Origin of the sequence: Paenibacillus sp. FSL R5-0527 (assembly GCF_038008055.1) — a bacterium.
Classification (GTDB): domain Bacteria; phylum Bacillota; class Bacilli; order Paenibacillales; family Paenibacillaceae; genus Fontibacillus; species Fontibacillus macerans.
This window is the reverse complement of record NZ_JBBOYI010000001.1, coordinates 6,563,294-6,577,208: the sequence shown is the minus strand read 5'-3', so window position 1 is coordinate 6,577,208 and position 13,915 is coordinate 6,563,294. Positions and strand designations below refer to the sequence as shown.

Below are 13,915 nucleotides of genomic sequence, written 5' to 3'. Positions count from 1 at the left end.
ATTTTTGGGCGTTATTTTTGTGGGATTGGCTATGAAAGGACCTGTTTAACAGGCGGCCCCTCAAATAACGCCTTTTTATTCCGCTATTTCCTTATGGGGGTAAATGTTGGCGGAATAAGACCATAATTTACCGCTATTTAATAGCGAATTATTTGGACTTAAGCGTGTTAGTGTGGAACCTGCGACTTTTGTGATCTCGAGCGTCTTGGTGTGCAACCTGCGACTATGGTGTACTCGAACGTGTTGGTGTACGGCCTGCGACTATGGTGATTTCGGGCAACTGGGCAGGTGTAAATCACCTATGTCGCGTTTAGGAGCCATGCCCGATAGTTTTGTTCACGATAGTTTTGTTTACGATAGAAGTGTTGCGCGCAGTTGGGAGTTTTGTCCATCTTAACGAGCCGCGCCGGCTTTTAGGAGTCGCCCAGCGCATCGTGGAGCAGCGCCGTTTCGAGGATGCCGCTGCGGTGCTCGCGGCTGATGTCGCACAGGAACGGCCGCTTCGGCGCGCTGATGCCGTTCAGCGCGCTGTGGTCCTTGAGCCAATCCTCCCGGGATATTGGCTCATAGGGCGTATCGCCCCAAGCGCTCAGCAGCTTGGGGCTGTAGAGACGCTCGCCCGCCGGCAGCGTCTCGCTTTGAAGAAGCTCTGACCCCTGCCTTGCGGCGGTCAGAGCTTCTTCCTTATTGGCCGTGAACAAGCCCGGCCAATAATCCGCCCGCGAGCCGCTGTGCGGCACGCTTGCGGCGAACCGCTCCGCGCCGCAGCGTACGGCGCGGTAGCCCATCAGCATCGCGTATAGGCTTTTGCCTAACGCGATGCGGGCGGGCAGGCTGCCGAAGTCGGAGACGACGCGCCCCGCAAGGCGGCGCACCTCCCACCCGGCAACCGGCCCCGGCTGCGGCGCGGCGCCTTGCGCTTCCGCAGCGCCGCTCCCCGCGCCGGCGCGTCCAGGCAAAGCCGCGCCTTCCGCACTGTCCCCGCCGGAACAGCGCGCTTGCGGAGCGCCCTCGCCGGCGTTGGAACAGTACGCTGCCGCTCCGCCCTCGCCACCGGCGTCCGTCCCGTATCCCGCGGCGGAAGTATTCGCGCCGGCCCCACCCGACGTGGCCCCACCAGCACCAGAACCCCTCAGAGCGGTGTTTCCGGCTTCTCCGTCGCCTTCGCCTCGGCTGGCTTCGGCCTTCGCTCCGCGTACGGCAGCCGCTCCCTCAGCCGCACCAGCGACCTGCCCCAGGTTTTCTCCGGCGATCTCGCCCTGAACTGTTCCGGCCTCCTTCGCTCCGCGTGCGGCAGCCGCTCCCTCAGCCGCACCAGCGACCTGCCCCAGGTTTTCTCCGGCGATCTCGCCCTGAACTGTTCCGGCCTCCTTCGCTCCGCGTACGGCAGCCGCTCCCTCAGCCGCACCAGCGACCTGCCCCAGGTTTTCTCCGGCGATCTCGCCCTGAACTGTTCCGGCCTCCTTCGCTCCGCGTACGGCAGCCGCTCCCTCAGTCGCTCCAGCATCCGGCTCCAGGCTTTCTTCGGCGATCTCGCCCTGAACTGTTCCGGCCTCCTTCGCTCCGCGAACGGCAGCCGCTCCCTCAGTCGCTCCAGCATCCGGCTCCAGGCTTTCTTCGGCGGTCTCGCACGCAACTGTTCCGGCCTCCTTCGCTCCGCATGCGGCAGCCGCTCCTTCAGCCGCTCCCTCAGCCGCTTCAGCGTCCGGCCCCGGGCCTTCTTCGGCGGTTTCACCCCGAGCTAGTCCGGCCTTCGCTCCGGCAGCGGCGGGCGCAGCCACAGGCCCGCCCTCCTGAGCACCGGAAGCCGTTCCGGCGGTCTCAGCCGCGCCACCATTCCAGCCACCATTCCCTCCTTCTTCCCGTTCCAGCAGCGGAAACACGACTTGATTCAACCCGGCCAGGCTAAACAGATGAAACTTGGTTTTGCCCGTCACGTACTTTTGAAAATACGGATGGCGCACAACCCGCTTTTCGATGTAATTTTGCTCGTTGATGATCAGTCCGACGGTGAGCAAAGCGCTGCCCCGGTCAATCCAAAAACGCTCCCAAAACGGCCGCATAAACCGCGATACATGAAAATACGGAAGCAGATGGAAGTGGCTGGCCCCGCGTTCCCGGCTCTTCATATAAAGCAGCAGTTGGGGGTAAGCGTCCTGGAAAATAAGCGCATTGTTTCTCTCCAAAAACCGGTAGTTCAACCGTATCTCCTCGGCATCGATGATGTCGGCCATGCGGCTGCCGCTTAAATCGGTCATATTCCATCCCGCATTGCGGGATACCATATGGGCGAGGAACGCCCAATGCAATTCGGGATACGCCTCATAGCAGGCCAGGTATGCCGCGGTGCGGGTGATATTGCTGACACCGGCCCGGCTCGTCTCGGCGGCGATCTCCTCGGCCAAAGCCAGATCCTCGGGGCTCCAAAACGGCTTCTCCGCCGGCCGGGAGGTTACGCCGCGCCGCAGCATGTCCTCGATGTCGGCGATGACGGTGCGGGCGGCCGACTCGTTCCAGTCCAAAGCCAGCGCTTCTTCGCGCATCCGTGAGGAATCGGCGAATTGGGCGGTTTTATTTTTGACGAGGCTTTTGACGATCGCGGGCAGCCGGTTGATCAGCTTTTTGGCGCTTTCGGGCAACGCGTTGTGGCGGCGAGGCTGTGAACTCATGGCGGAGGACTCCCTCCCCTTATTTCAAATTTATTCATCCGGTATCCGGACTTCTGACGAAAACGCTGGACTGCGGGCCGCAGCAGCGGCTAAGGATAGTCGGAGTTACTGATCATCCCCATAACCCGCTCCGTTCCTCCACCCCTCATTGGAAAAATCCAATAGATTGACCGACATCGACCGCAATATTGAGCTCTCACCCGCAAAAATCCAATAGAATTCGCTCAAATCTCCGTTTTGCACCCTACCGCGCCTATTCTATTGGAAATATCCAATCAAGCTGCCGCATTTGCTGCCCCATTTCCATTCTATTGGATATTTCCAATCAGAACGTGCTGCCTGACGTGATACACAACCGGGTACCCGACGTGTTGCCTGACGTACTGCCCGACGTGATACACACGAGCGGGTATCCGACCTGACACCCGCTGTGTTGCCTAAAGTGTTACCTAATGTGTTATCCGACATTTTACCTAATGTGTTATCCGACATTTTGCCTGACGTGTTACCCGACCTGGTGCCCAGCGTGGAATCCCGTCACCCGTTTATTTTCGGCTTGATTTAAGCAATTTGACTGGATAAATCCAATGGAATGAGCGAAAATAATCCTAATCCTAATCCTAATCCTAAGCCTAAGCCGAGCGCGTCATGGCGTTAATCTGTTCCGGCGCAGCAGCATAGTCCCATGGAGGTTGGTCGCTTAGTTCAACTATATAGTCATATCGTGTTTCTCCATAGCCATATCGTATTTCGCCTTAGTAATATCGTGTTTCGCCGCTTCCGGCTTCATTACCGGAGCGCCCAGCCAGACAATCGTTATTTACTTGCAAGTATGCCCAAAAAATTGACTTCCACTCCCGGATTTGGTTGACTTAAGGGGAGAGAGGAACAGAAAGGAAGGGAAGCTAAATGAAAAAAGTTACGTCTCCCGGAGAATTTCAGGTCAGCATTCAATCCAGCAGCCTGGTGGTCGCGGTTTTTAAAGCGGACTGGTGCGGAGATTGCAAATTCATAGATCCTTTTATGCCGGAGGTCGAGGAAAAATACGCGGACCGGCTGACCTTCATCGAAGTGGATGTGGATCAGGTCGGCGAGGTGAGCCAGGAGCAAAACATCCTCGGTATTCCGAGCTTTGTGGCCTATACCGACGGACGCGAGCTGGTGCGTTTTGTCAATAAGCTGCGCAAATCGCGCGAGGAGATCGAGCAGTTCCTCGGGCGGGCGCTGGACGTTTACCATACGCTGCATGATACGCCGGAGAGAAGGGATCTGTGAGGAAGTAAAATCGCCTTCAAAACCGCCTTTAAAGCAGCACGCCTGTCGCATACGTGCTCATCAAGCCGCCGCCCCGGCCAGCCGGGGCGGTGGTTTCTTTTTTGTAACTTTTTACACAGGCCGCCTATGAAAGAGGTTGCTTTATCGGTTATAATGAAAAGGATATGTCAACCGAATGAGTATCAATTAGGATCAGAAGGTGTGAACCGTTTGAATACGAAACAATTGAAGTGGCTCAGTTATATTTCTTGCTTTGTGATGTTTCTGGCTACCTTGGGGGGCAGCGTCGTCACCAAAACGGAGTCCGGGCTGGGCTGCGGCAATGAGTGGCCGCTTTGTCACGGCAAATTCGTGCCTGCCCATACGATCGCTTCGCTGATCGAGTATTCGCACCGGGCCGTGAGCGGAGCCGCCGGGCTGTTGTCGCTGGCGGTGTTCGTCGCTTTTTGGCTGTACCGGAAAAACCGCAGGGATCTCCAGCTCTTTTCTCTCCTGGCTTTGATTTTCGTGATGGTGCAGGCGTTCATGGGAGCGATGGCCGTCATCTATCCGACCTCCTCCTACGTAATGGCGCTGCATTTCGGTTTTTCGCTGATCGCTTTCGCCAGCTCAATCATGCTGGTGCTGGGCATCCGCCAGGAGGAACGCAGGCAGGCGGGATTCGCGCCAAAGGCCAGGGTGTCCAAAGCTTTCCGCAACCTGACATGGATCGCAACCGGTTACACCTATATCGTCGTTTATCTCGGCGCCTACGTCAGCCATACCGATTCGGCGGGAGGCTGCAGCGGCTGGCCGTTATGCAACGGACAGCTGATCCCGGGGCTCGCGGGGGGAGAGGGGATCGCTTTTACCCACCGGGTGGCCGCCGGCCTGCTGCTGCTCGTCATCGCCGCGCTTGGACATTTGGCCTTCTGGAAGCATCCCGATCTTCCCGAGATACGCAAGCTGGGGCTGGCCGCGACGCTGCTGGTCATCGTTCAAGTGCTCACCGGGGCGAGCATCGTGTTTACGCTGAACAACTATCATGTCTACTTGTTTACTTCGCTGGCGCACATCATCGTGCTGGCTGCGTTGTTCGGTGTGCTTTGTTACCTTAGCGTCCGCACTTGGCAGCTAAGCGGGAGGAACTCGGCCCTGGCCGATGCGCGCAAAGCGGTATAGGAGGATTGATCAACCATGAGTTATAAGAACTTGCGTCAATGGATCGATGCGCTGAAAAAAGAAAACCAGCTGGCGGTTATCGATGTTCCGGTCGATCCTTATCTGGAGCTGGCGGAAATCCACCGCCGGGTCATTGAGGAAGGCGGTCCGGCGCTGCTGTTCACCAACGTAAAAGGAACCCCGTTCCCGGTGGCGACCAATTTGTTCGGCACGGTGCGCCGCGTGGAAATGGCGTTTGGCACCCGTCCGGAAATGCTGGCGAACCGGCTGGTCGACGCGATACATAAGCTTTTGCCGCCTTCGCCGAAGGCGCTGTGGAATGAGCGGGGATTAATCCGGGAAGTGCTAAAAGTAGGGATGAAAACCGTCACCAAAAGCGATGCCCCGATTTTGGAGGTGTGCCGGACCGAAGCTCCGCTCAAGGATTTGCCGAAGGTGACCAGTTGGCAGGAGGATGGCGGCCCTTTCATCACTTTACCGCTCGTATATACGGAGAACCCGCTGCAGCCTAAGGAGAACAACCTCGGCATGTACCGGATTCAGCTGTACGACGATCAGACGACAGGGGTGCACTGGCAAATTCAAAAAGGCGGCGGATTCCATTACCATGAGGCCGAGAAACGGGGCGAGCCGCTTCCGGTTTCGGTGTTTCTGGGCGGCCCGCCGGCGATGATCGCTTCGGCGATTTCCCCGGTGCCCGAGCATTTGTCGGAGCTGCTGGTCGCCTCGTTTATTCTCGGCGAAAAGCTGCCGATGGTCGACAATCCGCTCGGCGGCCACCGGATTCCGGCGGAATCCGAATTCGCCATCACCGGGCTGGTGCCGCCGCATGAGCGCCGGCTGGAAGGCCCGTTCGGCGATCATTTCGGGTATTATTCCCTGCAGCATGAATTTCCGGTGCTGCACGTAAACCATATGTGGCACCGCAAGGACGCGATTTATCCGGCGACGATCGTCGGCAAGCCGCGACAGGAAGATTATTATTTGGGCGACTTTCTGCAAAAGCTGCTGTCCCCGGCTTTCCCGATCGTCATGCCGGGCGTCCGCTCGCTCTGGACCTATGCGGAAAGCGGATTTCACGCGCTCAGCTCGGCGGTCGTCCGGGAGAGCTATTCCCGCGAAGCGCTTGTCTCGGCGCTGCGGATTTTGGGGGAAGGGCAGCTGTCGCTGACGAAGATTTTGATGCTGACGGACAAGCCGGTGGATCTGGCCGATTTCCGCCTGCTGCTGAAGACGGTGCTGGAGCGCTTCGATCCGCGTACGGACTTGTTTATCCTAAACAATACCTCGCATGATACGCTGGATTATACCGGGCGCAAGCTGAACCACGGCAGCAAGGCGATTCTGATCGGGGTCGGAGACCCGGTGCGCGAGCTGCCGCAGGCTTACGACGAGGGCGAGATTGCCGAGATCGAGCGGATCCGCGTTTTTCATGACGGATGCCTGGTCGTGTCCGGGGCGTCTTACGAGAAGGAGCCTAAGCTTGCGGAACGGCTGCTTGGCCGGCTGCGCGAACGCGGCACGAGCTGGCCGCTGGTCGTCCTGGTCGATGATGCCGACACGGCGACCCGGAACCAGACCGCCTTTTTATGGACGGTGTTTACGCGCTTTAATCCGGCGGACGATATATTTGCCGCGGCCGAGGTGCGCCAGCATCATCTGGCCTATACGCTGCCGCTGGTCGTCGATGCCCGGATGAAGCCGGGGTATCCCGACGAACTGTTTCCGCGGGAAGATATCGTGTCTTTGGTGGATGAGCGCTGGAAATCTTATTTTTCGTGAAACGGGGACTAACGAATGCTGCGAAGCTTACTTGGCGAACCGCCGAGACGAAATGAAGGCCGGCTGGCCGAGACGTTGGGCGCGATGGCGCAAACCGTGAAGCTGCTGCAGAGGGAAATGAAGCGGCATCAGGATCCAACCCATGATTTCCGCAAGCTGGAAGTTTGGATGCACGGCCTGATTACCTCGTTGGACGAGTTGGAACAGTGCCTGTTTGCCGCGGCTTTTTTCCGCAAAAAAGTGCGGACCGGTTTCGTGGACGATATGGGCTCCGACGAACGGGAGAATTACGCGCGGTACGTCTTTTTTTACAAGGACGGGTTTATTCGGGTGTTTTCCTCTCTGGACAAGCTGGGCACGGTGCTGAACGAGCTGTTCGAATTGAACACGTCCAAGGTCAAGACGCATTTTTCCTACTTCACGGTGCTGCGCCAATTTGCTCATCTAAAGGTACATCCCGAGCTGGGCGGCAAGCTGACGGCGATCAAGGAGGAGTACGGCGAGGTGCTGGGGGTGCTGCGGCGCCGGAGGAACACGGAAATCCATTACATGAACTCGGAAATGAAGGACGATCTGTGGCAGCGGCACCAGGCCCTTTACGGGAAGATCGAACTGGAGGATCTCGACCGGCATCTGCGGGATTTGGAGCAGGGTTACCGCATGGTTTGCGAAACCTTTTGGACCGTTTTCGATTATACGAACCGGCGGTGGAAAAAGGTCGCAACAAGCTGACTTCCAATGAGCTATTTTTCCTTTGACAAAATGCGAGAAAGTCTTTATACTCAACAATAGTTTCAGAAAGCGTGAAATAGTTTCAGCCAATTTAATATTTTCTTATCGAGAGAGGCGGAGGGAAAGGCCCGATGAAGCCCAGCAACCGATTCGACCAAGGTGTTTTCGCGGGTACCCGCGAAGCTTGGCGGATGTCATGGTGCTAATTCCTTCAAAACCGATGGCTGCAGTGGCAGATTGGTTTTGGCAGATGAGAAGGCATTGTCTTTACGTAAAGAGAGCCCTTTGATTCTGTCAGGGGCTCTTTATTTATATAAGTGCGTGTTCAAAAAGTCGGGTTTTCAGGACCGAAGCGTATGCTTCCGAAGTGCGTTTTTTCAAAACGCTTGAGTTGGATGAAGCCAGGGACTGAGTAGCGGAGCGTAGACAGATCTACGTGAGTCAAATGTTTCCGAAGGAAACATGCTTCGGAAGCATCCGCTTGGAAGGCCCGGCTGAATTCAAGATTCGACGCCCGATCCACTCCCTGAACTACTTCGTCATGGAAAGACGACTTTTTGAACAACCTCTATAAGCGGAAACGGTATGGAAAAGGGGGTTAGGAGCTTGATTGAACTCAAAGGCATCACCAAAATTTACAGCGGCAAAAAAACGTCGACCACCGCGTTGTCGGGCCTCAATATGAGCGTGCAAAAAGGGGAAATCTTCGGCGTCATCGGCCACTCGGGCGCCGGCAAAAGCACGCTGATCCGCTGCATCAATTTGCTGGAACGTCCGACGCAAGGCGAGGTATGGGTCGGCGGCGTAGAGCTGACGAAGCTGGGCAAACGCGAGTTGCAGCAGCAGCGGCGCAAAATCGGCATGATTTTTCAGCATTTTAACCTGCTGTCGTCGGCTACCGTTTATGATAACATCGCTTTTCCACTGACGCTGATCGGAACGCCGAAGGCGGTCATTGCGGAAAAGGTGAACAGCTTGCTAACATTGGTCGGTCTGGAAGAGCACCGCCATAAATATCCGGCGCAGCTGTCCGGGGGCCAGAAGCAGCGGGTCGGCATCGCCCGGGCGCTGGCGAGCGACCCCGATGTCCTGCTTTGCGACGAAGCGACCTCGGCGCTCGATCCGCAAACGACGGATTCGATTTTAAAGCTGCTGCTGGACATCAATAAGAAGTTCCATTTAACGATTTTGCTCATTACGCACGAGATGCACGTCATTCAAAGCATCTGCGACCGGGTGGCGGTCATTCATGAGGGCGGCATCGTCGAGGAAGGGCCGGTGACCGAGGTGTTCCTGAAGCCGAAGCATCCGGTCACGCGCGAGTTTATTCACCGGGACGCCGCCGGGGAGGAAGGTGTCAAGCTGGGTGCTTCAGTGCCGCGTCCGGAATGGTCCCGGCTGGTGAAAATTACGTTCCTCGGGGCGAAGACGTATGAGTCGGTATTGTCCCAGGTCGTCCGGGAGACCGGCGTGAATTTCGCCATCCTGCAGGGGACGATCTCGACGATCAAGGAAGTGCCGTACGGGCAGCTTACCGTTTCGTTTGAAGGCGCGGACGCCGATGTCGACCGGACGCTGGCGCTCTTAAAAGCGCGGGATCTTGATGTGGAGGTGATCGGATAATGTGGAACGTGGATTTCGCCGGGTTGGATTGGCCCGAAATGGGCACGGCCACGATCGATACGCTGAAGATGCTGGGATATGCCTCCCTGTTCACGTTTTTGATCGGGCTTCCGCTTGGGGTGCTGCTGTTTACCTGTTCCCGTTCGTCGTCCGCAGTGCTCGCTTGGATTTACCGGATTGTCTCGTTTATCGTTAATATCCTGCGCTCGGTGCCGTTTATCATTTTGATCGTCGCTTTGATTCCGGTGACCCGGGCGATCATGGGCGTTTCGACCGGCGTGGAAGGAACGATTCCGCCGTTGGTCATTGCAGCCGCTCCATTTTTTGCCCGTTTGGTGGAAACGGCGCTGCGCGAAGTTGATCGCGGGGTGATTGAAGCGTCCCAGGCGATGGGCGCCTCGCCCGTTCAAATCATCCGCAAGGTGCTGCTGCCGGAATCGCTGCCCGGCCTGATCGCGGGGATGACAATCACCGTCGTAACGCTCGTGTCCTACACGGCAATGTCGGGCATGGTCGGGGGTGGCGGACTTGGCGACCTGGCCATCCGTTACGGCTACCAACGTTACGAGACGGGAGTCATGCTTGTCTCTGTCGTATTCATGGTTATTCTGGTGCAAGTGTTGCAAATGCTGGGCGACCGGCTGGTTATCTTTTTTACGCGGAAATAAGGAATGACTCAAATAGATATGAATCCTTATTCAAAACACATTTTAAGGGGGAAGAACTGCAATGAAAAAATGGACTTTATCTTTGCTTACATTGGCGCTTGTATTGGTGCTTGCCGCTTGCGGCAGCAACAGCGCGGCCAATAGCGGTGCGGGCAGCGCCGCTGGCGGTAACTCCGGCGGGGCGAATGCCGGGGCTGCTGAAGGCAGTTCGGAAGGCGGAGACACGAATACTGCGGCTGAACCGGTGAAGCTGGTGGTAGGCGCAACGTCGCCTCACGCCGACATTTTAAAATTTATCGCTCCGAAATTGAAAGAGGAAGGCGTTGAGCTTGAAGTTAAAGAGTTCACTGACTATGTGCAGCCTAACGTACAGCTATTCGAAAAAGAACTCGATGCGAATTATTTCCAGCATCAGCCTTATCTTGACGAGCAAAACAAGCAAAACGGCTTTAACCTCGTTCCGGTGGTAGGCGTTCACGTTGAGCCGTTTGGCGCTTACTCGAACAAATACAAATCCGTGAACGAAATTCCGGACGGCGCGAAAGTGGCCATCCCGAACGACCCGACGAACGGCGGACGCGCGCTGCTGCTGCTGCAGAAACAAGGCTTGATCAAGCTGAAAGAGGGCGCGGGCATTACCGCCACGAAAAAGGACATTGCGGAAAATCCGAAAAACCTGGAGATCACAGAGAACGAGGCCGCTATGTTGCCTCGCCTGCTGCCTGAAGTCGATCTGGCGCTGATCAACACAAACTATGCGCTGAAAGCCGATCTGAACCCGACGAAGGACGCTTTGTTCATTGAGGACAAAGACTCGCCGTACACCAACCTTTTGGTAGCCCGCCCGGACAACAAAGATTCCGAGGCGATCCAAAAGCTGGCCAAAGCGCTGACTTCCGACGAGGTCAGAACGTTCATCAACGATACGTACAAAGGCGCGCTTGTGCCGGTATTTTAAGCCATTGTTATAGTTATCCCGCTGCGAGAGCAGCGGGATTTTTCTGTTATTGGTGACTCCTGCACGTACCTGTCTGGTACATTGTTGAATAATTGTAGAATGCACACTTATTTACTAGGATATCTGGTTATACGAGTGTTAAATGCAAATCCTGCACTTAAATCTGTGTAATCCGAAGGGATGACGGAATTGTTTGGGTGTAGTTGCATGATATGCAATTAAAGCATATGATTCAGTAACTTTAGTTAAATCTAGTTGTAACTTTTACAACTAACCGTTCAAATACGCCACAAGCTCAAAACGATGTAATGTCTTTGGCCGTTTGTGGGAACACGCCAAATCTTTTATACTGGAAGTAAACGTGCAGTTTGGGAGGAGGAGTAGGAACGTTGCTGGGTAAGGTTGCCCTAATCACCGGGAGCGCCAAAGGTCTCGGAAAAAAGACGGCGCTGACGCTGGCCGCGCAAGGCTGCAATATCGCGCTGAATTACGTACATAGCGAATCGGAAGCGCTCTCCCTTCGTTCCGAAATCGAGCGGATGGGCGTGCGCTGCATCGCGGTGCAGGCGGACATATCGCACGGAGAGCAAATCGAAGATCTGGCCCGGCAGGTGAACGAAAGCTTGGGGACGATCGACATCCTCGTCAACAACGCCGGTCCTTTCATCCGGGAACGCAAGCTGTTCGCCGAATACAGCCAGGGGGAAATTCTGGAGATGGTCAACGGCAATCTTGTCGGAACGATGCTGCTGGATCATCAGGTGCTAAAGGGCATGCGAGAAAAAAGCTGGGGACGGATCATTCACTTCGGCTTCGGGCACGCGGCGGAATCCCGGGCCTGGCCGCACCGCGCGGTGTATGCCGCCGCCAAAACGGGACTCGTCTCCTTTACGAAGACGCTCGCCGTCGAAGAAGCGCCGTACGGGATTACCGTCAATATGGTATGCCCCGGCGACATTCGCGGGCGGAACAAGGAGATTTCGATCCGCGAGGCGAGGGAGAAGCAGGACGGCGAAACGCCGCTCGGCCGGCCCGGCAGCGGCGAAGATATCGCCCGTGTCATCGCTTTTTTGTGCCATCCGGATTCCGATTTCATCACCGGGAACATTATGGACATCTCCGGCGGGCTGGACCCGATCCGCCCGTGGATCAAACCTACTTAATCACCGGATACTAAATAAAAGAGAGCCCCAAAGATCCTGCTCATACGGAGGATTTTTGGGGCTTTTCGCTTTGTTTCCTTTAGCCTTAAAAAGGCATTCCGTTCATAATCCGGCTGCGGGTCGACATGTTGAAAGTTTTGACGATGCGCCGGGCCCCCTCGGTATCTCCAGCCTTCAGCGCTTCCAGAATAGAGCGGTTCAGGTGATTGGCCGAATAGTGCTTCACATAGGGCGTTCTTAAATAGTTAATATATGCGGCCATCGCCAGCTTGTCGGCGTAACCCTCCATGACTTCAATCATGGCTCGGTTGTTGATTGACGAGATCACCGCTTTAAAAAACGACATGGAATTTTTCATATAGGACAGATAATCATCCGTTTTTTCCGCAGCGATCTGCTGCTGCACGAACTCCTCCAGCCGCTCGATGTTTAAGCGGATGCCCAACTCTTGGGTCATGTCCAAGGCGTAGGCCAGCATCGCCATCGTCGTCTCAAACATATCCATCGTTTCTTTCCCGGATATTTCTTTGACCAGGATGCCCCGGTTTTTGAGCGACTGGACGAGGCCTTCCGCCTCCAGGCGGGTAACGGCGTTACGGACCGGCGTCCGGCTCATCTGCAGCTCTTCGGCCAGCTCGTTCTCGGACAGCAAGGTTCCCGGCATCAGGCTGCCGCACACAATCCGCTCCTTCAGAACCTGGTAAGCCGTTTGGACCAGCGATCGGGAGTTCATAGCGAAAATTCCTTTCCAAAAGAGAATTAAACCGGCTTCGAACAAAGTGCAGCCTTATCTTAGCAGGATTGCTATCTGTTCGCAACCTCATTTACAGTTTAACAAAACTTGCGATTTACGAAAATAAAATCCTTACACTCAACTTGTATTCTAGTTGTATACAAGAAAGGAGGTAGTATTGTGTTAAAAAAAGGAAAGTGGGTCATAGCGTTGCTTATTTCGGCCGTGTTGCTGGCGCTGGCGGGCTGCGGGGGCAAAGAAGGCGCAAGTGCCGGAAGCGGCGGCGATGTGCCGGCAGGCTGGCCGTCCGTGCTACGCGTTGGCAGCCTGCCGATGGAGGATGGCGAATTAAGCCGCACGTCGGATCAATTTGCCAAAGATCTTGGCGAGTACTTGGGGATTAAGGTAGAGACGTTTCAAGGCGAGGATTACAACATGATGATCGAAGCAATGCGCTCGAAAAAGATCGACCTGACGACTTACGGGCCCTTCGGTTACATCATCGCGGCGGAACGAAGCGGGGCCAAGCTGCTGGCCTCCATGGGCAACGGCCCGGGTTCGGAAGGGACAAGCGTGATCATCGTGCCGAAGGATTCCCCGGTTCAGACCGTGCAGGACTTGAAAGGGAAGGACTTCCTGTTTGCAGATCCGGCTTCGACGACCGGGCATTTGTACCCTCGGGCCACTTTGATGAAGCTGCTTGGGCTTAAAAACGATGAAATTCCGGAGTTCTTCGGGAACGTTTCTTTTTCCGGCGGGCATGACAAGTCGCTGCTGGCAATCGCCAACGGGGACGCCGACGCGGCGGCCACCTGCAGCCAGTGCATCGAGATGTTTGCGGGTAGCGGGCTGTTCAACCCCGAGGATATCCGCGTGATCGCTGAGTCCGATCCGATCAAGGGCGGAGGCGCGCTCGCCTATCGCGGCGATTTACCGCGGGATTTGGTGGACAAGATGCGCGAGTTCGCTTTGGGTTACGGGGAGGAACATCCCGAATATTTCCAGGCGATGGGGGCTAAAGGCTTCTTTCCGGCGGAAGATTCCGATTTTGACGGCGTGCGCGAAGTAGCGGAAATGCTGGAGATGTCCCCGGAGGAAATGCTGAGTCAATAATCCGATAGAAATAAAACCTAAATAGAGACGGAGGGGTT

General features: G+C 55.9%; 11 protein-coding genes and 1 riboswitch. Of the genes, 9 read left to right on the top strand and 2 right to left on the bottom strand.

Annotated elements, in window-relative coordinates:
• Window positions 1–413: 413 nt before the first annotated feature.
• Window positions 414–2,669 (bottom strand): DUF2515 family protein, encoded by a 2,256-nt coding sequence (locus tag NYE69_RS33850; RefSeq protein WP_445744802.1) that lies wholly within the window; start codon window positions 2,667–2,669, stop codon window positions 414–416.
• A gap of 909 nt (window positions 2,670–3,578) precedes the next feature.
• Between NYE69_RS33850 and NYE69_RS29575 the strand changes: the two genes are divergently transcribed.
• The 8 genes from NYE69_RS29575 (at window position 3,579) to NYE69_RS29540 (ending at window position 12,031) form a co-directional block, all read left to right on the top strand.
• On the top strand, window positions 3,579–3,944 hold the full coding sequence (locus NYE69_RS29575) for a thioredoxin family protein (RefSeq protein WP_240752048.1): 366 nt from the start codon (window positions 3,579–3,581) through the stop codon (window positions 3,942–3,944).
• 210 nt (window positions 3,945–4,154) lie between these two features.
• Window positions 4,155–5,105: a COX15/CtaA family protein gene (locus NYE69_RS29570; RefSeq protein ID WP_340929558.1), complete on the top strand. Its 951-nt coding sequence runs from the start codon at window positions 4,155–4,157 to the stop codon at window positions 5,103–5,105.
• Window positions 5,106–5,120: 15 nt separating this feature from the next.
• Window positions 5,121–6,887 carry a UbiD family decarboxylase gene (locus NYE69_RS29565; protein WP_340929556.1) on the top strand — a complete coding sequence of 589 codons (1,767 nt, stop codon included), beginning with the start codon at window positions 5,121–5,123 and terminating at the stop codon, window positions 6,885–6,887.
• Window positions 6,888–6,902: 15 nt separating this feature from the next.
• Window positions 6,903–7,619, top strand: coding sequence for a Cthe_2314 family HEPN domain-containing protein (locus NYE69_RS29560; RefSeq protein WP_328270147.1), 717 nt, complete (start codon window positions 6,903–6,905; stop codon window positions 7,617–7,619).
• Between the two features lie 99 nt (window positions 7,620–7,718).
• A riboswitch (SAM riboswitch) is annotated at window positions 7,719–7,876 on the top strand.
• A 349-nt stretch (window positions 7,877–8,225) separates the two neighbouring features.
• On the top strand, window positions 8,226–9,242 hold the full coding sequence (locus tag NYE69_RS29555) for a methionine ABC transporter ATP-binding protein (protein WP_328270146.1): 1,017 nt from the start codon (window positions 8,226–8,228) through the stop codon (window positions 9,240–9,242).
• On the top strand, window positions 9,242–9,910 hold the full coding sequence (locus NYE69_RS29550) for a methionine ABC transporter permease (RefSeq protein ID WP_328270145.1): 669 nt from the start codon (window positions 9,242–9,244) through the stop codon (window positions 9,908–9,910). Before NYE69_RS29555 ends, NYE69_RS29550 begins: the two co-directional genes overlap by 1 nt.
• A gap of 61 nt (window positions 9,911–9,971) precedes the next feature.
• On the top strand, window positions 9,972–10,868 hold the full coding sequence (locus tag NYE69_RS29545) for a MetQ/NlpA family ABC transporter substrate-binding protein (RefSeq protein ID WP_340929553.1): 897 nt from the start codon (window positions 9,972–9,974) through the stop codon (window positions 10,866–10,868).
• A gap of 389 nt (window positions 10,869–11,257) precedes the next feature.
• Window positions 11,258–12,031 carry an SDR family oxidoreductase gene (locus NYE69_RS29540; RefSeq protein ID WP_340929551.1) on the top strand — a complete coding sequence of 258 codons (774 nt, stop codon included), beginning with the start codon at window positions 11,258–11,260 and terminating at the stop codon, window positions 12,029–12,031.
• A gap of 85 nt (window positions 12,032–12,116) precedes the next feature.
• Here NYE69_RS29540 and NYE69_RS29535 read toward each other — a convergent pair whose 3' ends face one another.
• Window positions 12,117–12,764 carry a GntR family transcriptional regulator gene (locus tag NYE69_RS29535; RefSeq protein ID WP_340929550.1) on the bottom strand — a complete coding sequence of 216 codons (648 nt, stop codon included), beginning with the start codon at window positions 12,762–12,764 and terminating at the stop codon, window positions 12,117–12,119.
• Between the two features lie 180 nt (window positions 12,765–12,944).
• Here NYE69_RS29535 and NYE69_RS29530 point away from each other — a divergent pair, with 180 nt between their 5' ends.
• Window positions 12,945–13,877 (top strand): phosphate/phosphite/phosphonate ABC transporter substrate-binding protein, encoded by a 933-nt coding sequence (locus NYE69_RS29530; protein WP_340929548.1) that lies wholly within the window; start codon window positions 12,945–12,947, stop codon window positions 13,875–13,877.
• The last annotated feature ends 38 nt before the right edge of the window (window positions 13,878–13,915 follow it).